We start from the raw sequence: 22,881 nt of genomic DNA on the forward strand, positions 1-22,881 counted from the left end.
GTCGTCACTCACCGGAATTTAGCTTGCGGAACTTGTAGCTGATCAGCGGCACGCCGTCGCGGTTGTCGCGCACGGGACCGACGGTCAGCTCGACGTCGTCGTCGCAGCAGAAGCTGCCCGGCTCGCCTTCCAGCTGCGCGAAGATCCGCAGATCCTCCGGCAGGTCGATATAGCCGAACGAATATGGCGTTTTCATTCCCGCTTGGCCGATGAAATTGTCGCTGAAGCTGTAGAGTTTCCCCTGCCGGCTCAGCGACACCACATCGAATTCCTCGCCCCAGCAGCTCGGGCACGGGCTCAGTTTCGGGAAATCCAGCTGTCCGCATTTCTTGCAGCGGTATCCCTTGAGATAGGGCGCGCCGCCATCGGCAGGCGCCTCGAGCAAATCCGGATGAAAGAACGTGATATCGGGCTTCTTTTCCGGTTTCTTGTTCGGCTTTTGATCTGACATGACGCCTCCGCAGCAATCGTTTCCTTGTTCGACGTGAGTTCATTAGAACGCGCCGGCCTACACGGCAACAATTGGTGCGAACACCTAAACGCTAGGGGGCAACCCCCGACGGGCAAGGCCGCGGAGCGAGTGGCGCCTGATCGGCCCGCGTCTGGCCGGGGTGATCGTGCTGCTGGCGCTGCGCATGCGGCTGTCGCGGGCGCGCATTCGCGAACTACTGATGGCCCTGTTCGCGCTGAGCGTGAGTACCGCCTGATCAACCAGACGATCCGTGAAGCGGGCCGCGCCAGCGCGCCGCTGGAGGAAACGCTGGTGGCGGAGATCCAGCAGGCGGCGCAGCTGCATGTGGACGAAACCCCGTGGCCTGAATCCGGCACGCTGTTGTGGCTGTGTGCGGATTCCGACCCAACGTGACCGCTGACTCCGAAATAGTGTGACCGGTGAATCCGCGGTCGTGACCGCGGATTCCGATTTGATCGTGACCGATTTCGGCGAGTTGTCGGAATGGGCGGTCACGATGTCGGAATCAATGGTCACGATCAAATCGGAACGGGTTTGTGAGGCCAAGCGTGGCAACGTCGTTTGTCAGGCCGGCTACCCTCGCGCGCTTTGCGCGGAGACCGAGGATGCCGGCGGAGCGGATTGCCATGCACAAGATCAGGGAGCTGTTACGGCTCAAATACGACTGCGCGCTGTCGCATGAGCGCATTGCCCGCGCGCTGTCGATTTCCAAAGGCGTGGTCGCCAAGTATGTGAAGGCGGCCGAGGAGTGCGGCCGGCCGTGGGCCGAGTTGTCGGCGGCCGACGAGGCAGAGTTGCGCCGGGTGCTGGGGGTCGCCCGGCGTGGACGTGGCGCGAGCGTCGCGAATGTGCCGCCGGATCTGGCGGCGGTGCATCAGGGGCTCAAGCGAAAGAACGTTACGCTGGCGCTGCTGTGGGAAGAGTACGTGCAGACGGCCGACGGGCCGAGCTATCAGTACTCGCGCTTTTGCGACCTGTACCGCGCGTTCGCCCGGCACCTGAAGCGCTCAATGCGCCAGGTGCACCGCGCCGGCGAGAAGCTCTTCATCGACTACGCCGGCGACACGGTGCCGATTGTTGACGCCGGCACCGGCGAGATTTCCCGCGCGCAGATCTTCGTCGCGGTCCTCGGGGCCTCGAGCTACACCTTCGCCTGTGCCACGGCGACGCAGTCGCAGGCGGATTGGCTGGGGTCGTTGGCGAAGGCGCTGACCTTCATCGGTGGCGTGCCCGAGCTCGTCGTGCCCGACAATACGCGCTCGCTCGTTGGCCAAGCCGACCGCTACGAGCCGCAACTGCAGCGCACCACCGCCGAGTTCGCCGCGCACTACGGCGTGGCGATCCTGCCCGCGCGCCCCTACAAGCCGCAGGACAAGTCCAAGGTCGAAGTCGGCGTACAGATCGTGCAGCGCTGGATTCTGGCGCGGCTGCGTCACCGGCGCTTTTTCTCGCTGGGGGAGTTGAACGAGGCGATCGCCGCGTTACTCGAGCCGCTGAACACGCGTGCCTTCCGGCGCCTGCCAGGCTCGCGCCACGAAGCGTTCGAGACGCTCGATCGGCCGGCGCTGCGCCCGTTGCCCGCCACCGCGTTCCAGTTCGCCCAATGGAAACGGGCCAAGCCCAACATCGACTACCACGTCGAGTTCGACGGGCATTACTACAGCGTGCCGTATGCGCTCGCCGGCCAACCGGTGGAGTTACGCATCACCGCGAGCAGCATCGAATGCTTTGCCGCAGGCCGTCGCGTTGCGGTGCATGCGAGAAGCCACCGGCACGGGGCTTTCACCACGCTCACCGAGCACATGCCCGCATCGCATCAGGCGCACCGTCAGTGGTCCCCGGGCAAACTCATCGCCTGGGGCGCCACGGTCGGGCCTCACACCGAGCAGGTGGTCAGCCACCAACTCGAACGCATGCCGCACCCCGAGCAGGGCTACCGGGCGTGCCTCGGGCTGATGCGCCTCGGTCGTCAATACGGCAACGAACGCCTCGAAGCCGCGGCGACCCGCGCCGTCACCCTCGGGGCGATGCGTTACCGCAACGTCGCCTCGATCCTCAAGAGCGGGCTCGACCGCGCGCCGCTCCCCGCATCCACTGCGCAGCAAAGCGAGCTCGCGCTACCGGCCGCTCACGAGAACCTGCGCGGTGCGCGCTACTACCACTGATTCCACCCACCGGAGAACATCGATGCTGATGCAACACAGCCTGCAACAACTGCGCACCCTGCGCCTGGAAGGCATGGCCCGCGCCTTCGAGGAGCAGCTCACCCAGCCCGCCATCACCGCGCTCAGCTTCGAGGAGCGTTTCGCCCAGCTCATCGATCGCGAGATCCTGCTGCGCGACGGCAAACGCATCGATCGGCTGCTCAAGGCCGCCCGCATCAAAGCCGCTGCCGCCTGCCTGGAGGACGTCGACTACCGCGCCGGCCGGGGCCTCGAGCGCAGTCAGATCGCCGCGCTCGGAACCGGCCAGTGGATTCGCCACCACCAGAACTGCCTCATCACGGGCCCCACCGGCAGCGGCAAGACGTGGCTCGCCTGCGCGCTCGCCAACGCGGCGTGCCGGCAGGGCCTCGCGGCCTACTACGTGCGTCTGCCGCGGCTCTTCGAAGAGCTGCGCATCGCGCATGCCGATGGCAGCTTCAGCCGACGCCTGATGCAGCTCGCGCGCATGGATCTCATCGTCATCGACGATTGGGGCCTGGCCGCGCCGTCGGCGCAGGAGCGAAGCGACCTGCTGGAGCTGCTCGACGACCGCGTCGGCACGCGTTCGACCGTGATCACCAGCCAGCTGCCGATCGAGCACTGGCACACCTACCTGGGCGACCCGACCTTCGCCGATGCGATCCTCGATCGCGTCGTGCACGCCGCGCACAAGCTCGCCCTCAAGGGCGAGTCGATGAGAAGAAAGGAAAAGGCATGAGGCCGTGCGCGCGAGACGCCTTACCCACAGGCGCCCGCCCGCCAGCGTATGAGGCGCGCTGGCGGCCGCCTGTGGATAAGCCTGCGCCGTGCCCCGAATTGACCGTGATCGTGACCGACACGGTTAGAATCTGAACACCACGCTTCGCGCGCAGACCCCCCGGTCACGTTCGTCGGTGCAGGCGGTCACGTTCGTCGGAATGCGCAGGCTGTGGACGCTGGTCAGCGCGTCGGCGGTGCTGTACCAGATCGACCCCAGGTGCGCAGCGATGCTGGAGAACGTTCTGGAAGACCGCTTTCACGGCATCCTCGTGAGCGACGGTACGGCGTCTATCGGGCCTAGCCCAATCGCCTGCGCTGCTGGCCACACCTTGCGCCACAGGCGCGCGGGCTGGCCGAATCGACCGACGGGCGCATCGCGCGAGCCGGTGCGGCGATCGAAGCCTTGATGCGCACGCTGATGGGCGCGATCTACGATGCGCGCCAAAAACCGCCGCCGCAGCCGCTCCCGGCTCTGCACGCCGCCGACATCGAACAGCTGCGCAAGCTGTGCGAAGCGCATCACGGCGATGCCCACGACGCGCTGCGCAGCTTCGCGCGCGAACTGCACCATGATTGGGGCGTCATTCTGCGCCCGCTCGCCGAGCCGCATCTACCGTTCTCGAGCAACGCCGTCGAGCAGGCCCTGCGGCACTGGGTGACCTCACGCCGGATCAATCATGGCACCCGCTCCCCGCCGGGCTCCCGCGCCTTCGCCGTGCTCGCCAGTGTGGTCGAAACCTGCCGCCGACGTGGCGCCTGCGTCTGGCGCTATCTCGGATAGGTCATCAGCGCAGCACGCGAAGGTTCAACGCTGCCTCCCCTGCCCACTGTTGGGGCGTAGGGGACTGAACGATTACCCGTGTTTGTCCTGCGGGTAAAAAAAGGGGGCATGCAACCGCCCCGAAAGTCTTCGGAGGAGACCGAAGCAAAAATGTTTGATCAACGTGAGGTGCTGGCTATGGCTACAAAAACCGGGAGGTGCGAGTGAGTCAGGACTTTATGTGTTTGTGACCCAAGCGCCAGGGCCTTCAGACCCCGCCGGCCATGTGATGCCATGTAAATCAGGTCGCACTCTTTTTCCTTGGCAACCTGAAGAATCTCCTCGTAGGCGTCTGTGCCTATTCGTACTACACCTTCACAGGCCAGTTCCGCTGCTTGACCAACAGCCACGGCTTTGGAAATAACGGTCGAAGCTCTCTGCTTCAACTCATTTTCAAACGCTTCGGGAGACAGGGTGCGCATCAGCGCCCCCTCCTGGGTGGCGCCGTAATCCTCGACCATCGTGAAAAAGGTGATTCGGGCCCCGAGGCCGAGGGCGAACTCCACCGCTTGCGCAACCAGAGAGGTCGTCAATTCCGAACCATCGAGCGGCACCAATATGTGACGGTACATTTCATAACACTCCGTATGTTTAGGCCAACGCAGCTTTTTTCGGCCGCAGCAGGAAATGCCCCAGCGCGGGCAGCAGGATCAGCGCGCCGAGCATGTTCCAGACGAACATGAAGGCGAGGAGTATCCCCATATCGGCCTGGAATTTGATCGGCGAGAAGGCCCAGGTGGCCACGGCCAGACCCAGGGTGATCCCGGTCAGCACCACCACCTTGCCGGTGAAGATTAAGGCCTTGTAGTACGCTGCGGACAGGCTCATGCCTTCCTTGAGTCGCGCCAGGGTGACCGTCATCACGTACAGCGCGTAGTCGACGCCGATCCCCACCCCGAGGGCGATCACCGGCAGGGTCGCGACCTTGACGCCGATGTTGAGCCACACCATCAGCGCCTCGCACAGCACCGAGGTGATCATCAGCGGCACCACCGCGCACACCACGGCCCGCCACGAGCGGAACGCGATGAAGGCGAGCACGATCACCGCCGCATAGACCAGGAACAGCATCTGCACGTTGGCCTTGCGCACCACGATGTTGGTTGCCGCTTCGATGCCCGCGTTGCCCGCCGCGTTCAGGAAACGCACCTCATCGGTGCCATGGCGCGCGGCGAAGGCTTCGACCACGTTGACCACGCTAGCGAGCGTATCGGCCTTGTGATCCTTGAGGTAGGCATAGACGGTGAGCAGGTCGCAGTTCTGGTTGAACATCTCCCGCGGGGCGCGGGTGATGATCGCGTTGAGCATGTCCTGCGAGCGCGGAATCTCGAACCACTTCAGGCTGCCCTCGTTCATGCCGGCGTTCGACACCTTGGCCAGGCCGGCTAGCGAGCTGGTCGCCTCCACTCCCGGCAGCTGCTGCAGCTCGCGCTCGAGCGCATCGACCGCCATGAGCGTGTCGTACTGGCCGCAGGCATATTGCGGCGTGCGGACCATGACGATGTACACGTCGCTGCTGGCCGCATAGTTGGCAGTCATGAACGCGTTGTCGCGGTTGTAGCGCGAGTCCGGGCGCAGCTCGGGGGCGCCGGGATCGGTGTCGCCGATCTTGAGCTGAAAGCTCACTGCAAGGCCCACCACTCCCATCGCCAGCCCTGTCAGCACCGCGATGCTGGCCCATTTGCGCTGCGTGAACAGATCGAGGAAGGCCCAGAACGGATGCTTGCCGTGCCCGGCATCCTGCGCGTCGCGCAGCTCCGCGCGCAGGCTGCGCTGGGCAGCCACCGGGCTCACCCCGGTATAGGACAGCAGGATCGGCAGCAGCACGAGGTTGGTGAAGATCAGCACCGCGACCCCGATGCTGGCGGTGATCGCCAGATCCTGGATGACCTGGATGTCGATCACCATCAGCACCGCGAAGCCGACCGCGTCGGCCAGCAGGGCGGTCATCCCGGCGAGGAACAGGCGGCGGAAGGTATATCGTGCCGCCACCAAGCTGTGCGTGCCGCGCCCGATGTCCTGCATGATGCCGTTCATCTTTTGCGCGCCGTGGCTCATGCCGATGGCGAAGACGAGAAAGGGCACCAGTACCGAGTATGGGTCGAGCTCGTAACCGAGCGTGGGCAGCAGGCCCAGCAGCCACACCACGGCCACCACCGAGCACGCCACCACCAGCAGCGTGCTGCGCAGGCAGCGGGTGTACCAGTACAGCACGGCGGTGCAGATGACGATCGCCCCGGCGAAGAACATCATCACCTGCTGCAGGCCGTCGATCAGATCGCCCACCACCTTGGCGAAACCGGTGACGTGGATCCTGATCTTCTCCGACTCGTACTTCGCGCGCAGCACCTCGATGCGCTTTGACAGCGCGTGGTAGTCGATCCGCTCCCCGGTCTCGGCGATCTTGTCCTGCAGCGGGACGAAAATGATGCTCGACTGATAGTTGGCGGCGACCAACTGGCCGATCTCGCCCGAGCGCTCGACGTTGACGCGCACCTGCTCGATCGATTCGGGCGAGCCGTCGTAGTCGTCCGGAATCACCGGCCCGCCGTCGAGCCCTTCCTCGGTCACGCCGGTCCAGCGCACGGCGGGCGCCCACAGCGACTTCATGTAGGGCCGGTCGACGCTCGGCATCAGGAACAGCTCGTCGCTCATCTTGCGCACGGTATCGAGATACTCTGCGTCGAAGATGTCCCCTTCCGTCGCCGCCACGGCGATGCGCAGGCTGTTGCCCATGCCCGCGAGCTGGCTGCGGTTGTCGAGGAAGTTCACGATGTAAGGGTGGCTGGTCGGGATCATCTTGTCGAACGCGGCGTTCAACTTGAGTCCGAACGCCTGGTAGCCGAGCACCAGCGTGGCCAGAAAGCACAGTGTGACAATGACCAGGCGGTTGTTGAAAAGCGCGCGCTCGGCAAACGAACCGGAGCGTGTATCGAAGTCTGCGAGATCGACAATGACCGCTTCGGCCGGAAGTGAATGTGCAACAGCCATTATTGATTTTCCGTAACAACGAGTTGAGCTGCGTCGACGCGGCTCAGGCCGCGTGCTCCGGACATGACGAGTGCTCCGTCGTCGATCTGCACCAGCGCGGTGACCGCGTTGGGGGCCTTTGCTTTAAGTGCGCTGAAACTGCGCCCTTGGTCGTCGCTGCGCAGCAGGCGGCCGCTTTCGTCCGCAAGCACGACGGCGCCGTCCTTGAGCCGCACCCCACTTGTGATCGTAATGTCGTGATCGAGGGCGATTTGTGTCCAGGCCGTGCCCCCGTCCCCGCTGCGCCAGACATTGCCCCTCAAGCCGTACGCCAGAACGGTGTCTTCAGCGAGCGAAAGCGCACCAAAGAACGTGCCGGGGTAGGGCGTCCTGACTTCGGCGAAGGACAGTCCGGCATCATCCGAGCGAAACAGCGCCCCCTGTTCTCCTGATACGAGCAGCCGGGCACCGTCGGCACGAATCTGATAAAGGTGCTTGCCGCGCGGATTCGGCAGACGTGCCATGAAAGCCTGCCAGGACTGGCCTCCATCCTCGGTGGCAAGGGCGAGTCCGTAGGCGCCGACCGCATAGCCGCGACGTTCGTTCGTGAAACTCACGCTCAGCAGCGGTTTGTCCGGACCGTCTTCGACCATCCTCTGTGCGTCGCGCAGCAGTCGCTCGGCGCCTTCCCTGCCGGTCGCTTCGAGGGCCTTGGCTTCTTCCAGCACCTGTTGCGCCGCCTGGCGGCCCTCCAGTTGGCGCACCCAGGTTTCGCCGCCATCCCGGGAATGCAGCACGATGCCGCTGTGGCCGACCGCCCAGCCCAGCTTGTCGTTGACGAAGCAGACAGCGGTCAGCGCCACGCTCGACGGCACCGAACCTGCCTGCCGCCAGGTTTTACCGCCGTCGTCCGAAAGGAGCACTGTTCCCCGGGGGCCCACTGAAACCAGGCGATCACCCGCCCGTGTAACCGCCAGCTGGACAGCGCTGGTGGCGCGCACATCTGCACTTGCCGCCACCTCCATCAGATCGGGCACAGGCTGGCCGGTCGTCGCCGCCACCGCAAGCTGACACATCAAACTCAAAAGGGTGGCAGCCATCAGGGGCCGCACCGCAGTGTTCAGAACCATGTTGCCTACTCTCATTCGCGCTTCGCCACTCCAGGGCAGACCCTGTGGATCCGCGCGGTGGACGGAGCGTCGTTCAACAGCGAAAAACCCGGCCTGAAAATCAGGGGCCTGCCTGCCTACGCCCAGGCAGGCCCTTTGACGACTGCCAGGCAGCCAGGCAGCCAGGCAGCCAGGCGAGATCAGCGTGAAGCGTCGGCGGCGACGGCATCTCCGGTGAAGAAGGTCTCAGGTTTGCGCGGCACGACACGGTACGACTCGTCGTTCAGGCCCTGCACCGTGCTCATCGTGCCCGCCTGCAGGTTGAATACCGTCACCTGTTGGACCAGTAATGCTGGAACGGCGGGCACGAAGAAGTTCGGCATCTGCGAGGTGCGCCACAGCTTGCCTTCGGCGTCGTAGCCGTCCATCAGCACCATCAGCGCCGTATCCTCATCGAAGTAATACTTGCGCTTCGGCACCGCATGGCGCCTGCCTGCAACCACCGTGGCTTCGACTTCCCACACGCGATGCAACTCCCAGCGCACCTTGGCGGGGTTCAGATGGAACTTGTCGTAGGCTTCGGAAACCGTGGCAGTGACCAGTTCATTGTTGTTATAGGGAACGTACATCTCCCGCTTGCCGACCAGCTTCCATTCGTAGCGGTCAGGATGACCGTAGAAACCTTCCACCTCGTCGAAATAGTTCGCGCCCGAGGCAACGAAGTCCGGCGTGTCGTAGGCAACGGTCGGGGCGCGGCGCACGCGGCGCTGGCCGACCAGATACTGCCAGGCTTGGCGCGGGGTTTTGGGATCGATGCCGTCGCGAATGACCAGCGACTCGCCCACTTTGAAGGATGGTGCCGTAGTACTGAAACGAAACATGGTGTATTCGCCCTCCCCGTCCTTCGACCACGTCTCCCACGACCCATCTTTGTAGTTGTAGGGTTGCTGGAAGAACATGTCGTTGCGGGTGGCCAGGGTGTGATTGCCATCCGAGGAGCCGACAATGTTCTTGAACCCAAACTCCTTCGATTCGGGTTCGACCCGCAGCAGGTAATTCCAGACCACCTCCACGCCGGTCTGCGGGATCGGGAACGGGAGGCCGCCGAAACAGCCCTCGATCGAATTGCCGCCTTCTGTCGTCTTGCAACGGGTTGCATTCTTGAAGGTATTGGCGGCGACGTGCTCTGGTACCGTCGCCGTGCGATGCGTCGGGTAAACATCAAGACGGAAGGTATCCGGGTATTTCTTCAGCAGGGCCTGTGTACCCTCGGAGAGCTTGCCTGCATGCTGGGCCATATTGGACGCAGTGATTTGCAGGACCGGCTTTTCATTCGGAAAAAGGCTCACCGGAATGTCGCCCACTTTCGAGCCTGTGACCGGACCGGTATACCCCCCCGTCCAGGCCGGGATGGTTCCATCCTTATTGCCGGCTTTTTCCCCGCCGAGCGGCGTAAGGGAGGTTTTCAGCTTGCCGGCGTCCTCCGCACTGACGGCCGCTGCGGCCGTCTGCATTCCTGCAATCAGCGCCAGCACCGATGCACATAGCAAGGTTTTGTTGAACATATCCCGTCTCCTCGTTTACTTATAGTGAATCAGAAAGTGCGTTGAACAGTGAGTGACACGAAATCGCGGTCGCCGTGGAAGTTGTCATAGGACAGCTCCCCGGCAGGATTGACGATCGAGCCCGAAGAGCCGATGTAGTGGGTGTAATTCAAGCCGGCCTGCCACGTCTTCCGATAATCCGCTTTCACGCCGACGCTCAAATTGCCGCCATTTTCGGACGGGAACAGGACGCCATTGACGGAGGAACGCCCGGCCAGGCCATAGCTGACGCCAATCGGCACCTGCAGGTCGACACCGGGCATAACCTGGAAATATTCCGGGGTAAACACGAACTGGATTGCGCTCGCTTCACGCGTGGCATTGGGGTCGAGCACCGCCCGGTTGTCGGTGACGCTCAACACACGGTTGTAGGCAAACTCCCCTACAAAGGCCGCCCCCTCCCAAAGCGCATTGGCCGGCAGAACGGTGATCGCCGAAAGGCTCACATGCATCGTCTTGCCTTTCGGAAAGGTGGCGTTGTCGTCGTTGTCCGCTCCCCCCAGACCCAGCGCGATATTGCCCGAAGCAACCAGCGGCTGATTTTCGCGGAAGGACAGTTCGCCGGAAACGTTCGTCTCACCCAGCAGCGTGGCAAAGCTCGCGCCTACGGTGCGGATGTTTTCCGCATAGACGAGGGCGTAATCGCCATCCACGCCGTTGGCGGGATCGGCGTTCACTCCCGGCCTTATGTAGAACTGGGGCAGCTTGTCGTGGAACTGCGCGGCGTACAGCCCATACTCGGTGTCGCCGGCCCGGAACTTGACTTGAACCCCGCCCTGGCCTGAGTCCTGGGCGTCCATATCCCCCGCGCGGCGCAAGGTGCCGTTCGGGCCAAAGGGGCCAAACAGGAATTCTCCGCCGGCGCCGGCGAAGTCCGCGAAGGAAAAGTAGCTCCCCGCGCCCGGCAGGCGCGATTCCCGCCATTCATACTGGTAATAGGCGCCGATCGATAAGTCCGCGCTGAGCTGCAGTTGCGCCGAAACCTGCCCTACGGGGCGGGCGACTTCCTTGAACTGCGAATTCGGCACCGACAGCGCGCGCGCCAGGTCGAGCGGGGTTTGCGCGCCTGCGATCCCGTTCGCGCCGAAGAACAGCGTTTCGCCGTAGAGCTGGGTGAAGCGTCCCGCCTTCAGGTTGAGGCCCTTGCCGGCAATATCGGTTCGGCCATACACGAAGGCATCGAGAAACTCCGCCTTGCGGCCATGCAGCTTTTCGGTGGCCGTCGTGAACTCGTCGAAATCCGCGGAGCGCTGGTTGAGGGACCCGGCGTGGCGTGGGCTGCGGTCATTGGACTCGTTGTAGACCTGGTCGTGCCAGGCTGCGCCGCTGACACGGATACCCATGTTGTTGCGGTAGCGCAGGTCGAATTCGGACAACAGGTCGACACGATTCGAGATCAGGTCGCGGCTGAAGTTGCGGTCGCCGTCGTTGGTATTGACCCGGGCCCCCGTATCCGAAGCCGGCCCATTCGTCTCCTGTTTTTCGGTCCTCCAGCTCGCGTTGTATTTGACGGTATTGTCCCAGCGCATCGACAGGTCGGTGTTGCCTGTATCGATGGCAACGCCAAAAGCCGTTCCCGAGGCCACCATGCCCGCACAGACGATGGTGACTGCTTTGCTAACCGACCTGATCCGCAGCACGGAGCTGCAGTTGAAGCGGGACTGCCTTTCTTTCATGTCTTCCTCCTTGAATGGATAGGACTGTGGTTTTTGTTTTTCCCATCGTCCGGGACGGCCATGAGTCTGTTTTAGAATCGGAATTTTTCTTGTATCGCCGTGACTGAAGATCACGGCGATGAGCCGGCTGGCGTACTTTAGGCAGCCCCGCGCAGATGGCGCTCCATGCGTTACAGTCGGGCCGAACTGTTCAGGATTGCGATATGCGCGGGGCTGCCGGAAGCGGACAACTTTGGGGATATCGAAAGGTGTCGTGACATCCATGCCCTGCCGGACGGGGAGCGATCGCGCGTGCGGCGGGCGGTCATTGGGGGGTAGAGAATTGGCTTCACTGGTGTCTCAATGTGCAGTTCAATGAGGATCGATCACGCGTGCGCAGCGCCTACGCCGTCAACAACCATGAAGATACGATTGCCCTGTGCTTATTAGAGCTATCCGACCGATCAGCAACAATTGGTGCGAACACTTAAACGCTAAGGGGTAACCCCAGGGCTACCGCACTCGGAAGTCATAACGGATGAATCCCCAGCATCTTCATCCTGATGTCGTCGTCCCAGGCCGCGCGCTTGCGCTTCAGGCGCAGGCTGGTCTTGGCCGGGTCGGTGGTGTCGGTGCGGATCAGGTTGAGGACGATCTTCTTGAGCAGCGAGAGGTTCTGCGGCGCGTTGTCCTTGCGGACCATGGAGCCGTCCTCACCGAAGCACACGTCAAGCATCCAGTGGAGCCGGTTCTCGATGGTCTGATCACAAACGACAAATTCTGCGTCACCCGCTTTGTCCGGCTGACACTGACCTCGCCGCGCCATGACTGGCGGCGACAGGGCACGGCTCAGCATGCTGCGTGTCCTTCCGCGGAGAGTGTTCTCTGCGGAGGGGGCCATGAAACACCAATGGCAGATTCGCCGGCAGACGAAGCCGTTGCCGGACGGTCAGCAGCGGTGGGATCGAGCCTACCAGCTGTTGCTGGAATGGAGCCGGTGTCCGGCGGCGCCTCCGCATCCACCGGCAAAGGAGAAGGATGATGTGAGTTGCCGTGTATGTGAGGGTATCGACCTCGAACCAAGTCCACCAGCAGACCATTGATCAGCAACTCGATCGCCTGCGAGCCCATCTCCAAGCACAGGACCTTACCCTGACGGATCAGAACATCTACCGTGACGACGGCTTCAGCGGCGCGCGCCTGAACCGTCCCGGGTTGGATCATCTGCGCGATGCCATACGGGAGCGCAGTATCGATCGGGTGGTGCTGACGGCGCCGGATCGGCTGGCGCGCAATTATGTCCATCAGATGCTGCTGCTGGAAGAATTCGAAGAGCATGGCTGCCAGGTCGAATTTCTCGACCGCCCGATGAGCCAGGATCCGCACGACCAGCTGTTGTTGCAGATTCGCGGAGCGGTGGCCGAATACGAACGCACCCTCATCACCGAACGGATGCGCCGTGGCCGCCAGGCAAAGCTGCGCGCCGGAGTGTTGTTGCCCTGGACGCGGGCGCCCTACGGCTACCGCCTTCATCCCGATCGGCCGCGCGATCCGGGCGGGGTGGTGCTGGAACCCGGCGAGGCCGCCGTGGTGGCGGAAATCTTTGCGCTTTACCTGGAGCCCCAGGTGAGCCTGTTGCAACTGGCGCGCACGCTTGCCGAACGTCATATACCGTCGCCCGGCGGCAAGTCGGTGTGGGCAGTCGCCACCTTGCACGGGATACTGACGAATCCCGCCTATACCGGCCAGGTCTATACTGGACGAGTACGTTACCGCCCACCCCGTATCCGGCGTTCGGCGACCCACCCGATTGGCCGGCCGCACGAAAGCCGCATCCCGGTGCCACGCGCCGAATGGATTGCGGTGGCGACGGTGCCGGCCATCGTGGCCACCGAACAGTTTGACCTGGTACAAAGCAAGTTGGCGAAGAATCGATGCTTTTCGCAACGCAACAACACGGCGCACCCCTACCTGCTGCGGGCGCTGGTCAGCTGCGGCTACTGCCGGTATGCCTGTATCGGTCGCACGGCGGTCCGTTCTCCCTATTCGTATTACATGTGTTCGAGCAAGCTCAAATGGGCGATGTTGGGGCGTGAGCCTTGCCATGCGCGTTTTGCTCCGGCCGGCCAACTCGATGATCTGGTGTGGCGCGACTTGTGCGAAGTGCTGACCCATCCGGCTGAACTCACGCGGGCGCTGGAGCGGGCGCACGGCGGACAGTGGTTGCCGCAGGAATTGCAGGCACGCCGGGAGAACCTGCGCCAAGGCCGGGTCAGCCTGGGCCAGCAGATCGACCGCCTGACGGAAGCCTATCTGCATGACGTCATTGCCCTGCCTGAGTACGAGCGGCGGCGTCGCGACTTGGAACAGCGCGATCAGGCGTTGGCGGAACAGGAGCGCCAGTTGTCCGCCCAAGCCGACCGGCATGAGGAACTCGCCGGCACCGCCATCGCCATCGAGAACTTCTGCGCCCGCGTACGCGCTGGACTGGATAACGCCAGCTTCGAGCAGAAGCGCCAGTTGGTCGAACTGCTGATCGACCGGGTCATCGTCACGGACACCGCGGTGGAAATCCACTATGTGATTCCCACCGACCGGAGCAGCGAGCACGTCCGTTTTTGTCATTTGCGTACAGACTATCTCGATGGCCCAGTGGGCACGCACCGTGCGGGCCAGTTCCTCGGCCGAGAGCACGCGCGAGCTGATGTAGAAGCGCTCCTCGAGCTCGGCCGCCTTGTTGCCGACGAAGCGCTGAGAGACAACGCAACCGACCGTCTTGCACCCAGGCCACAGCGCGGAGTCGATTTCGCTGCCGCTGGGCACGGCCCAACTCACCTGCAGGACGGTCCGACCGTGGCCGCGTTCGACGTGCTCGAAGCCAGGGCGGGCTGTAAGCGTCCGCCGCTCCCACGCCCTCTTACGCTTGCGCAGACTCTTTCTATCTGATCGGCAGCAATTCGTCGATGCGGCTGTTGGGCCAGGCCGGCAGCTTCTCGAGGGTGTCGGAGAGCCACGCCAGGGGCTCGAAGCCATTGGCGCGTGCGGTGGCGAGCAGCGACTGAATCACCGCGGCCCGCTTGCCGGCGGCTTCGGAACCCGCAAACATCCAATTTTTCTTGTTATCGAAATGTTTCGATAACAAGAACTGGACTAAACCGCTGGCGCGGTAGGGGGTGATCCACGCGCGGTGCCGAAGCCGGCACATTCCCACAAAGCCCGCGTTGGAGAAGGATGGGGTGGCTGTTCGCAGCCCTTCGTTCCTTCCCAATCAGGAGCTTTGCCATGACACCCCTTCGCCAGCGCATGCTCGAAGACATGGGCGTTCGCAATCTCGCCCCGAACACCCAGTCGGCCTACCTGAAGCAAGTCTCCGCCTATGCAAGGTACTTCGATTGCTCGCCCGACGAACTCGGGCCGGAGCAGGTTCGCGCCTATCAGGTCTATCTGACGCAGACCCGCAAACTCACCCCCTCCACGGTCAGTGTCGCGACCGGCGCGCTGCGATTTCTCTACAAGGTGACACTCAAGCGCGCCTGGGCGGTGGAAGAGATTCCAATGCCCAAGCGGTCCTTCAAGCTCCCGGTGGTACTGAGCCGCGAAGAGGTGTCGCAGTTCCTGGCGTCGGTCGACCATCTCATGCATCGCACGATCCTGATGACGGCCTATGCCGCCGGGCTGCGCGTCTCGGAAGCGACCCACCTCAAGGTGAGCGACATCGACAGCCAGCGCATGGTCTTGCGGGTCGACCAGGGCAAAGGACGCAAGGATCGCTACGTGATGCTCTCGCCGCGGCTGCTCGAGGCGTTGCGGGTCTACTGGAAGTCCGCGCGGCCAACGCTGTGGCTGTTTCCGGGTGACGTGCCGGGTCAGCCGATCACCCGCAATGCGGTGGGATTGGCGTGCCAGAAGGCTCGGCGCGCCTGCGGCATTCGGAAACCGATTACCCCGCACTCGCTTCGACATGCCTTCGCCACACACCTGCTCGAATCCGGCACCGACGTGCGCACCATCCAGTTGCTGCTCGGCCATCGCAGTCTCGCCACGACCTCGCGCTACCTGAAGGTCGCCACCAGCACCGTGTGCGCGACGACGAGCCCGTTCGACCTGTTGCCGAAAGTGGTGGTGGATCCGCCGCAGCCGAGTCCGCCCGTCCATTTCTGAGACCGGGGCGTGCGCGCCACCGGGCTCGAGGTGGCGGACATCTTTCGTCAGGCCGGGCCCATCTATCGCCGGGACCACGCGGCTACCCTCAGCCGCGGGCAGTACCAGGTCATGCGCGCGATCGAGCGTTGCCGCACCGCGGCCCTCGGCGGACACGTCGAGCAGTGCGACGCCTGCGGTCACCAGCGCATCGCGTTCAATAGCTGCCGCAATCGGCACTGTCCCAAATGTCAGTCCCTGGTGCGGGCGCAATGGCTCGAAGCGCGCCAGGCCGATCTGCTCCCCGTCGAGTATTTCCACGTCGTCTTCACCGTCCCCGAGGACATCGCGGCGATCAGCTATCAGAACAAGAGCGTGGTCTACGAGATCCTGTTTCACGCCACCGCCGAGACCTTGCGCATCATCGCCGCCGATCCGAGGCACCTCGGGGCCGAGCTCGGTTTCATCGCCATCCTGCATACCTGGGGGCAGAATATGCTGCATCACCCGCATCTGCACTGCGTCGTGCCGGGCGGGGGCGTGTCGGCCGACGGCGAGCGCTGGATCGCGTGCCGCCGCGGGTTCTTCCTGCCCGTGCGGGTGCTGTCGCGGCTGTTCCGGCACCTGTTCCTCAAGCGCTTGCAACAGGCCTTTGATGCGGGCGAGCTCCACTTCTTCAATGCCCTCGCGGCGCTGCACGCGCCCGCTGTCTTCGCCCGGCATCTGGCGCGCGCGAGACGATCCGAGTGGGTGGTTTTCGCCAAACCGCCGTTCGGCGGCCCGCAGCAGGTCCTCGAATATCTTGGCCGCTATACCCATCGCGTCGCCATCTCGAACAATCGCCTCGTCGCCTGCACCGACGATGAGGTGAGCTTTCGCTGGAAGGACTACCGCCACCACGGGCGCAACAAAGTCATGCGCCTGGAGGCGCACGAATTCATCCGCCGCTTCCTGCTGCATGTCCTGCCGGCGGGGTTCCATCGTATCCGGCATTACGGATTTCTCGCCAACCGCCTTCGCGCGAGCGCGCTCGCCCACTGCCGGGCGTTGCTCAGCGCCCCCGCGCCAGAACCGCAGACCGACGCGCCGCGCGACTACCGTGAGCGCTACCAGCAGCTCACCGGAAGGTCACTACGCGACTGCCCGCAATGTGGCCGGGGTCACATGGTGTGCCTCGAGACCTTCCTGCCCGGCGCCTTGCCCCGCGCGCCGCCGCGAGTGCCGTCATGAATGCGACCGCTGCCGATTTCCTGAACGCTTCCCTGGCATCCAAGAGAGGCGCCGGGACTCCTGTCGCCAGGCACGGCCGAAACCGCCGGAGCGGCTCCGCGTCGTCGGCGCGGTGCTCGCCCGGGCAGCCACCCCAGGCATCCGAAGGCGCCGCAATCATCGCTCGGGCGTCATTTCCACGAGCCATTCCGGCAGCCATTCACGCCTTCGCCGCTCGCACCACGATTCAATCCCCATAGCCCCACCCGCGTGCCGGCGGTTCAGTCCAACAGGCTTTTTAGCCTACCGAACGCGGTCATCCCGGAGCGCCCGCATCAGCACCTGCTCGCCGCGTTCGCCAGGCTAAAAACCCTCTGCATTATCCTCGGTCAACTATTAGGCAAGGTCTGCCGCCGGGATCGGCCACCTGTGTGGCGGGCCGCGTACTTGAGTTTGCATAATTTCAGAGGCTTTCGAGGAATTTGAGGACAGCGTCGCTTGGGCGATAGCGTTTGCGCTTGGTCTCTGGCGGCGCGAGCGTATCGAGGGCACGTTCCTTCATTGCCAGGTCGGCCTCGACGTAGCCATGGGTCGTGACCGGGCTCTCGTGCCCCAGCCACAAGGCGATGACCGTGATGTCGACGCCGGCCTGCAACAGATGCATGGCGGTCGTGTGCCTCCAGGAATGGGGCGATATTCTGCGCCCCGCCAGCCGCGGACACTGCGTCGTCGCCGCCGTGATCGCGAGGGCAAGTCGCTCGGCGACATTCGTGCGGGTCATCGCTCGCCCGCTGCGGTTGGGGACGAGCGGCTGGTCGGTGCGCAAATCTGCATACTTCAACCAGTGACGGATTTCGGCCGCCGTTTCCTTCCACAGCGGCACGGTTCGTTGCTTGCGCCCCTTGCCCTGCAGGCGCACCGAGGACGTCGCGCCGAGCGTGACATCGGCCACCCGGATGCCGATCATTTCGGAAACCCGCGCGCCGGTGTTGTAGAGCAACGCGAACATCACCCGATCACGGCGACCACACCAGGTGCTCGTGTCGGGGGCGGCGAGAACGGCTTGAACCTCATCGCGGGAGAGATACTCGAGCAGGGGCCGCTCGAAGCGTTTCATCGGGATCGCCAGGATCTGCTGCGCGAGTTGCAACGTCGGCGGGCATTGCAAGGCCACGTAATGGGCAAAGGCGCGCACCGCAGCCAGTCGTGCGTTGCGGCTGCGCACCGTGTGGTGGCGCTCGGTTTCGAGGTGGGCGAGGAAGTCGAGGACCAGTGCCGCATTGAAATCCCCCAGCGTCAGCTTGGCCGGTGGCTTGCCCCGTTCTCGTTCTGCATAGGTCAGCAGCAGCCGGAAGGTATCGCGATAGGCCCCGACCGTTCTCGGACTGGCGTTCTGTTGCTGGATCAGGCGTTCGGCAAAGAAGCGTTGGAGCAAGGCTCGGCAGGCATGGGTACGTGGGCATGGTGGGCTCCTGTGGTGATGGATCGGACTCACAGGAAACACCATTTCTTATGGCAGGTTTGCAGACAGCACTGAGGGCTGAAACCCCCGCTGGCTCTAGGCTTCGGCGGCGGTAACGAGCAGACCTTGCCTAATAGTTGACCGAGGATAATTCTTGCCCAGAGCGATCGGGCGGATGGCGTTCTCGATCGGATTATTGGCGATCGGCCAGTCGCCACGGCTCGCGTAACGCGCGAGCGCCGGCCAGCGCTTCAAGCTGTAGTCGATGGCACGGGCCAGCGCCGCGCCATCGGCCACGGTCTTGCGAGTCTGCACGAGCCACAGATACATCGCCTCCAGACGCGGGCGGGCGTACTGCGCGCGCAGTTCGGCGCGCGCCTCGATCGAGACGTCGCGCGCCTGCTCTTCGAGCGCATACAACTCGCCGATGCGCTGCAAAGCCTCGGCCGCCACCGGGCTCTGGTTGGCCTGATGCAGTTCGAAGTACTTGCGTCTTGCATGGGCCATGCAGGCCAACTCCCCGACCTGATTGCCGAAGAGCGCCTTGTAGGCGACGTAGTCATCGACCATGAGCATGCCCTTCCAGCCTTTCAGGAAGGCCTGGGGATATTGCCCGCCGCGCCCGGGCTGGTAATCGAAGATGATGATGGGCGGGTCGGCGCCGAGCGTGTTGCTGCGGTAGGCCCACAGATACGCCCGCTTCGTCTTGCCGCGCCCCGGATCGAGTTGCTCGACGGGGGTTTCGTCCGCATGCAGCACCGTACCCGCCAACAGGTGCTCGCTCAGTCGGGCGTAGAGCGGCGACAGCGCCACCCCGATGCGCCCGAGCCACTCGGACTGCGTCGAGCGCGGTAGTGCCACATCGCTCCTCTGGGCGATCTGTTCGAGCCGGTACAGCGGCAGATGATCGACGAACTTGCTCACCGTCACCCACGCCAGCAGCCCCGGCGCGGCCAGGCCGCCGTCGATGACCGCCGCCGGCACGGGGACGGCCGAGACCGTCTCTCAGTGGCGGCAGGCGTACTGCGGGCGGATGTGGCGATGCACGAAGAACTTGGCCGGGATGATGTCGAGCTGCTCGGAGACGTCTTCGCCGATCTTGACCAGATCCTGCCCGCACGTGCCGCAGCTGCAGGACTCGGGCTCGTGACGGTGTTCGATGCGCTCGAGGTGGGCCGGCAACGGCGGGCGGCCCGCGCGGGGGCGCTCGGGCGGAGCCTTCGGGGTCGCTGCAGCTTCGGATGCCTCGGCGTCGCGCAGCGCCTCGAGCCGGGCTTCGCAGGCGGTGAGGTCGGCCGCGAGCGTCTCGTCGAAGAGGTCCTTCATGCCCGCCGGCAGCGTTTCGCTGCTCGCGCCGAAGCGCAGGCGCTTGAGGGTGGCGATCTCGTGGACCAGGGCCTCGATCTTGAGCTTGCTCAGCTTGAGTTCCGCTTCCAGGCGGGCCACGTCGGCCGCCTGCGCGACCCACTTCTGAACCTGCTGCGCGAGTTCGGGCGGCAGGTCGAAAGCGGTCAGTTCGGCGGCGAAATCCATGCCGGAATTATACCCGAAGAGTGCGCCAAACCCCAGCATTCACAAGGGTTTCAGGCCAATTTTATGCAACTGATGGTGGACCGTGTCGGCGCCCCGATCACACCCGCCAGTGCGCCGGGGCGGCGGCGCTCAGGCGCTGCCATTGCACCCCCGCCACGAGCCACTGCCACTGCTCGGCCGACAGCGCGAACACCGCCGTATCGGCAGCGGGCCAACTGAAGCTGCCCCGATGCAGACGCCGCTGACTCAGCCACACCCCGGTGCCATCCCACAGCAGCACCTTCAGGCGCGTGCGGGCCCGGTTGATGAAGGCGTACGCACTGCCATCGCACGGCGCGCGGCCCAGGCTGTTCTGCAGTCGTGCAGACAGACCGTCGATGCCCAGACGCATGTCGATCGGCTCGACCGCGAGCCAGATCTGCTCCGGCGGAATCATCACGTCGCCCCGTGCGCGAGCACCTCGGCGAGCCACGACGCCGGCGGCAGCGCACCGAACTGCAGGCACCAGCCCGACGGGCTGCACAGCGACAGCACCTCCCCCGCTTGCCGCGGCGCCGTGACGCCGACAGGACGGGCCGCCACCAACGTCAGGACCGAATCCACCTCGCGCGCTGACTCGTGGCGCGACCGCCGAATCCAGTACCCCAGGGATTTACTGCTCACGCCATGCTCGGCGCTATAGGCCGCCTGTGTCTGACCACTGCGGCGCCACCGCTCCACGTGCTCGCGCCAGCGCGCAACGCGCTCCGATTGTGTGCTCATCACGAACTCCTGGTGAAAATCAGGAGTGTCGACAAAACCGCGGGGCTGTTACAGGTGGGAGCGGCGGACGCTTACTTTCGGGTCTCCTCCGTATCGGAATTTTTCGGTCTGGGTATTACTGCGCATGGTCGCGGATCATGTTGCGGGCGATGACGAGTTGCTGGATCTGCGTCGTGCCTTCGAAGATGCGGAACAGGCGCACGTCACGGTAGAAGCGCTCGATGCCGTATTCGGCCAGGTACCCGGCGCCGCCGAAGATCTGCACCGCCCGATCGGCGACACGGCCGCACATTTCCGAGGCGAAGAGCTTCGCGCACGCGGCTTCGGTGCCGACGTCGAGCCCGTCGTCGCGGCGCCGTGCTGCGTCGAGCACCATGCTGCGCGCCGCATAGATCTCGGCCTTGCTGTCGGCGAGCATCGCCTGGATCAGCTGGAACTCGGCGATCGGCTTGCCGAACTGCTTGCGTTCGAGCGCGTAGCGCAGCGCGTCGTCGAGCATGCGTTCGGCGACACCGACGCATACTGCGGCGATGTTGATGCGACCCTTGTCGAGCACTTTCATCGCAGTCTTGAAGCCGACTTCCTCGCGTCCGCCGATCAGGTTCGCGGCCGGCACGCGGCAGTCGTCGAAGATCACGTCGCAGATGTGCGCGCCTTTCTGGCCCATCTTCCTGTCGATCGGCCCGAGCGACAAGCCCGGCGTGCCCTGCTCGACGATGAACGCCGAGATGCCGTGAGCGCCGTGCGAGTCCGGCGTCGTGCGGGCCATCACCGTGAAGATGCCGGCTTCCGGCGCATTCGTGATGTAGCGCTTCGTGCCGTTGAGCACGTAGCAGTCGCCGTCGCGGCGCGCGCTGGTGCGCAGGCTGGCGGCGTCCGAGCCGCTGTCGGGTTCGGTCAGCGCGAACGAACCGATGATTTCGCCGGACGCGAGCTTCGGCAGGTAATGGCGTTTTTGCTCTTCAGTGCCATCGATGACGATGCCCTGGGCGCCGATGCCGTTGTTGGTCGCGAACAGCGAACGGAAGCACGGCGAAGTCTTGCCGATCTCGAAGGTCGCGAGGACTTCTTCTTCCATCGTCAGCCCCATGCCATCGTATTCCTCGGGAATCGACAGGCCGAAGAGGCCGAGTTCCTTCATCTCGTCGACGAGCTCCTGCGGGATCTGGTCGGTTTCGGCGACGTGGGCTTCCTGCGGCACGAGGCGTTCGCGCACGAAGCGCGAGATCGTGCCGAGAAGAATGTTCAGAGTCTCCTGATCGCGGATCATGTCCTATTCCCTCTCCGGTCTGATGGTGCGTTGTGGTTTTTGCTGCGAAGCGCCGCCGCCCGGCCGGCAATCGGTCACCGGTCCGGGCGGCAGCGCCTGCGCGAGCGCTTACTTGACGTATTTGCGGAACTCGGGCTTGCGCTTCTCGCGGAACGCGTTGCCGCCTTCGGCCGATTCGGCCGTCTCGTAATACAGCTTCAGCGCGTGCATCGCGAGGCCGCCCATGCCGCGGATCATCTCGGTATCGACGTTGAACGACTTTTTCGCCAGCGCGATCGCAGTCGGGCTCTTCTCGACGATCTCGTCGCACCACTTTTTCACTTCGGCGTCGAGTTGGTCATGCGGCACCACCGCATTGACGAGGCCCATCGCGAGCGCTTCCTGCGCAGTGTAGCGGCGGCACAGATACCAGATCTCGCGCGCCTTCTTCTCACCGACGACACGCGCGAGCAGCGCCGTGCCGAAGCCGGGGTCGACCGAGCCGACGCGCGGGCCGGCCTGGCCGAGCTGCGCCTTTTCCGAGGCAATCGCAAGGTCGCAGACCGTCACGAGCACGTTGCCCCCGCCGATGGCAAAACCATTCACGCGCGCGATCACCGGCTTGGCGATGTCGCGGATCGCGCTCTGCATCTCCTCGACCGGCAGGCCGATCACGCCGCGGCCGCCGTAGCCGCCGTCCTGCGTGCCCTGGTCACCGCCGGTGCAGAACGCCTTGTCGCCCGCGCCGGTCAGCACGACGACGCCGATCTGGCGATCGAAATCCGCGTCCTTCAGCGCGTGGATAATTTCCTCGCAGGTCTGCGCGCGGAACGCGTTGTACTGCGCCGGACGGTTGATCATGATCGTCGCGATGCCGTCTTCCTTCGTGTACAGAATGTCCTGGTATTCCATTTTGATTTCCTCTGAATGTTA

At 64.2% G+C, this 22,881-nt stretch carries 17 protein-coding genes and 4 pseudogenes; 7 read left to right on the forward strand and 14 right to left on the reverse strand.

Annotation, left to right across the window (positions count from 1 at the left end; genetic code table 11):
- Positions 1 to 4: 4 nt before the first annotated feature.
- On the reverse strand, positions 5 to 451 hold the full coding sequence (bbsA, locus tag EBN1_RS05385; protein WP_011236903.1) for a benzoylsuccinyl-CoA thiolase subunit BbsA: 447 nt from the start codon (positions 449 to 451) through the stop codon (positions 5 to 7).
- A 626-nt stretch (positions 452 to 1,077) separates the two neighbouring features.
- Between bbsA and istA the strand changes: the two genes are divergently transcribed.
- The 3 genes from istA (at position 1,078) to EBN1_RS05400 (ending at position 4,216) form a co-directional block, all read left to right on the forward strand.
- Positions 1,078 to 2,637, forward strand: coding sequence for an IS21-like element ISAzo4 family transposase (gene istA / locus EBN1_RS05390; RefSeq protein WP_011236905.1), 1,560 nt, complete (start codon positions 1,078 to 1,080; stop codon positions 2,635 to 2,637).
- A 22-nt stretch (positions 2,638 to 2,659) separates the two neighbouring features.
- Positions 2,660 to 3,394 (forward strand): IS21-like element ISAzo4 family helper ATPase IstB, encoded by a 735-nt coding sequence (gene istB / locus EBN1_RS05395; protein WP_011236010.1) that lies wholly within the window; start codon positions 2,660 to 2,662, stop codon positions 3,392 to 3,394.
- A gap of 351 nt (positions 3,395 to 3,745) precedes the next feature.
- Entirely contained in the window at positions 3,746 to 4,216 is a 471-nt protein-coding gene (locus EBN1_RS05400; protein WP_083782938.1) for an IS66 family transposase, read from the forward strand.
- Positions 4,217 to 4,374: 158 nt separating this feature from the next.
- Here the strand turns inward: EBN1_RS05400 and EBN1_RS05405 are convergent, their stop codons facing one another.
- The 5 genes from EBN1_RS05405 to EBN1_RS05425 form a co-directional block, all read right to left on the reverse strand.
- The gene (locus tag EBN1_RS05405; RefSeq protein WP_011236908.1) at positions 4,375 to 4,827 is read right to left on the reverse strand and encodes a universal stress protein; all 453 of its coding nucleotides are present in this window, start codon (positions 4,825 to 4,827) and stop codon (positions 4,375 to 4,377) included.
- A gap of 19 nt (positions 4,828 to 4,846) precedes the next feature.
- Positions 4,847 to 7,246 (reverse strand): efflux RND transporter permease subunit, encoded by a 2,400-nt coding sequence (locus EBN1_RS05410; protein ID WP_011236909.1) that lies wholly within the window; start codon positions 7,244 to 7,246, stop codon positions 4,847 to 4,849.
- Complete coding sequence (locus EBN1_RS05415) at positions 7,246 to 8,355, reverse strand: WD40/YVTN/BNR-like repeat-containing protein (protein WP_049780193.1); 1,110 nt, start codon at positions 8,353 to 8,355, stop codon at positions 7,246 to 7,248. Before EBN1_RS05415 ends, EBN1_RS05410 begins: the two co-directional genes overlap by 1 nt.
- Positions 8,356 to 8,534: 179 nt before the next feature.
- Positions 8,535 to 9,899, reverse strand: coding sequence for a DUF1329 domain-containing protein (locus EBN1_RS05420; protein ID WP_011236911.1), 1,365 nt, complete (start codon positions 9,897 to 9,899; stop codon positions 8,535 to 8,537).
- A gap of 29 nt (positions 9,900 to 9,928) precedes the next feature.
- A complete protein-coding gene (locus EBN1_RS05425; protein ID WP_011236912.1) occupies positions 9,929 to 11,614 on the reverse strand; it encodes a DUF1302 domain-containing protein in 1,686 nt (561 codons plus the stop codon).
- A gap of 266 nt (positions 11,615 to 11,880) precedes the next feature.
- Between EBN1_RS05425 and EBN1_RS05430 the strand changes: the two are divergent.
- A pseudogene (locus EBN1_RS05430) lies at positions 11,881 to 12,012 on the forward strand (ISAs1 family transposase); the annotation flags it as partial.
- Between the two features lie 110 nt (positions 12,013 to 12,122).
- On the opposite strand, the pseudogene EBN1_RS05435 reads toward EBN1_RS05430, so the two are convergent.
- Positions 12,123 to 12,350: pseudogene (locus EBN1_RS05435) on the reverse strand (ISAs1 family transposase); the annotation flags it as partial.
- Positions 12,351 to 12,646: 296 nt separating this feature from the next.
- On the opposite strand from EBN1_RS05435, the gene EBN1_RS05440 reads away from it, so the two are divergent.
- A complete protein-coding gene (locus tag EBN1_RS05440) occupies positions 12,647 to 14,539 on the forward strand; it encodes a recombinase family protein (protein ID WP_011236915.1) in 1,893 nt (630 codons plus the stop codon).
- Here the strand turns inward: EBN1_RS05440 and EBN1_RS05445 are convergent.
- Positions 14,532 to 14,711: pseudogene (locus EBN1_RS05445) on the reverse strand (transposase domain-containing protein); the annotation flags it as partial. The gene EBN1_RS05440 and the pseudogene EBN1_RS05445 overlap by 8 nt on opposite strands.
- Positions 14,712 to 14,875: 164 nt before the next feature.
- Between EBN1_RS05445 and EBN1_RS05450 the strand changes: the two are divergent.
- The gene (locus EBN1_RS05450) at positions 14,876 to 15,754 is read left to right on the forward strand and encodes a tyrosine-type recombinase/integrase (RefSeq protein WP_041645857.1); all 879 of its coding nucleotides are present in this window, start codon (positions 14,876 to 14,878) and stop codon (positions 15,752 to 15,754) included.
- A 9-nt stretch (positions 15,755 to 15,763) separates the two neighbouring features.
- Positions 15,764 to 16,963 carry an IS91-like element ISAzo26 family transposase gene (locus EBN1_RS05455; protein WP_011236918.1) on the forward strand — a complete coding sequence of 400 codons (1,200 nt, stop codon included), beginning with the start codon at positions 15,764 to 15,766 and terminating at the stop codon, positions 16,961 to 16,963.
- 442 nt (positions 16,964 to 17,405) lie between these two features.
- Here EBN1_RS05455 and EBN1_RS05460 read toward each other — a convergent pair whose 3' ends face one another.
- The 6 genes and pseudogenes from EBN1_RS05460 to badI form a co-directional block, all read right to left on the reverse strand.
- Positions 17,406 to 18,377, reverse strand: a complete 972-nt coding sequence (locus EBN1_RS05460) for a tyrosine-type recombinase/integrase (protein ID WP_241762812.1) — start codon at positions 18,375 to 18,377, stop codon at positions 17,406 to 17,408.
- A gap of 135 nt (positions 18,378 to 18,512) precedes the next feature.
- A pseudogene (tnpC, locus tag EBN1_RS05465) lies at positions 18,513 to 19,937 on the reverse strand (IS66 family transposase); the annotation flags it as partial.
- A 97-nt stretch (positions 19,938 to 20,034) separates the two neighbouring features.
- Complete coding sequence (gene tnpB / locus EBN1_RS05470; protein ID WP_011236923.1) at positions 20,035 to 20,373, reverse strand: IS66 family insertion sequence element accessory protein TnpB; 339 nt, start codon at positions 20,371 to 20,373, stop codon at positions 20,035 to 20,037.
- Complete coding sequence (tnpA, locus tag EBN1_RS05475) at positions 20,373 to 20,699, reverse strand: IS66 family insertion sequence element accessory protein TnpA (protein ID WP_011236924.1); 327 nt, start codon at positions 20,697 to 20,699, stop codon at positions 20,373 to 20,375. The genes tnpB and tnpA overlap by 1 nt, the downstream gene beginning before the upstream one ends.
- A 115-nt stretch (positions 20,700 to 20,814) precedes the next feature.
- Positions 20,815 to 21,969, reverse strand: a complete 1,155-nt coding sequence (locus tag EBN1_RS05480; protein ID WP_011236925.1) for an acyl-CoA dehydrogenase family protein — start codon at positions 21,967 to 21,969, stop codon at positions 20,815 to 20,817.
- A gap of 108 nt (positions 21,970 to 22,077) precedes the next feature.
- The gene (badI, locus tag EBN1_RS05485; RefSeq protein ID WP_011236926.1) at positions 22,078 to 22,860 is read right to left on the reverse strand and encodes a 2-ketocyclohexanecarboxyl-CoA hydrolase; all 783 of its coding nucleotides are present in this window, start codon (positions 22,858 to 22,860) and stop codon (positions 22,078 to 22,080) included.
- Positions 22,861 to 22,881: the final 21 nt, after the last annotated feature.

It is taken from the genome of Aromatoleum aromaticum EbN1, assembly GCF_000025965.1.
Taxonomy (GTDB): Bacteria; Pseudomonadota; Gammaproteobacteria; order Burkholderiales; family Rhodocyclaceae; genus Aromatoleum; species Aromatoleum aromaticum.

What these genes read in the sequence shown, in the direction of transcription:
- bbsA (WP_011236903.1), bottom strand. Translation starts at nt 451, where the DNA reads ATGTCAGATCAAAAGCCGAACAAGAAACCGGAAAAGAAGCCCGATATC.
- istA (WP_011236905.1), top strand. Translation starts at nt 1,078, where the DNA reads ATGCCGGCGGAGCGGATTGCCATGCACAAGATCAGGGAGCTGTTACGG.
- istB (WP_011236010.1), top strand. Translation starts at nt 2,660, where the DNA reads ATGCTGATGCAACACAGCCTGCAACAACTGCGCACCCTGCGCCTGGAA.
- EBN1_RS05405 (WP_011236908.1), bottom strand. Translation starts at nt 4,827, where the DNA reads ATGTACCGTCACATATTGGTGCCGCTCGATGGTTCGGAATTGACGACC.
- EBN1_RS05410 (WP_011236909.1), bottom strand. Translation starts at nt 7,246, where the DNA reads ATGGCTGTTGCACATTCACTTCCGGCCGAAGCGGTCATTGTCGATCTC.
- EBN1_RS05415 (WP_049780193.1), bottom strand. Translation starts at nt 8,355, where the DNA reads ATGGTTCTGAACACTGCGGTGCGGCCCCTGATGGCTGCCACCCTTTTG.
- EBN1_RS05420 (WP_011236911.1), bottom strand. Translation starts at nt 9,899, where the DNA reads ATGTTCAACAAAACCTTGCTATGTGCATCGGTGCTGGCGCTGATTGCA.
- EBN1_RS05425 (WP_011236912.1), bottom strand. Translation starts at nt 11,614, where the DNA reads ATGAAAGAAAGGCAGTCCCGCTTCAACTGCAGCTCCGTGCTGCGGATC.
- EBN1_RS05450 (WP_041645857.1), top strand. Translation starts at nt 14,876, where the DNA reads ATGACACCCCTTCGCCAGCGCATGCTCGAAGACATGGGCGTTCGCAAT.
- tnpB (WP_011236923.1), bottom strand. Translation starts at nt 20,373, where the DNA reads ATGATTCCGCCGGAGCAGATCTGGCTCGCGGTCGAGCCGATCGACATG.
- tnpA (WP_011236924.1), bottom strand. Translation starts at nt 20,699, where the DNA reads ATGAGCACACAATCGGAGCGCGTTGCGCGCTGGCGCGAGCACGTGGAG.
- EBN1_RS05480 (WP_011236925.1), bottom strand. Translation starts at nt 21,969, where the DNA reads ATGATCCGCGATCAGGAGACTCTGAACATTCTTCTCGGCACGATCTCG.
- badI (WP_011236926.1), bottom strand. Translation starts at nt 22,860, where the DNA reads ATGGAATACCAGGACATTCTGTACACGAAGGAAGACGGCATCGCGACG.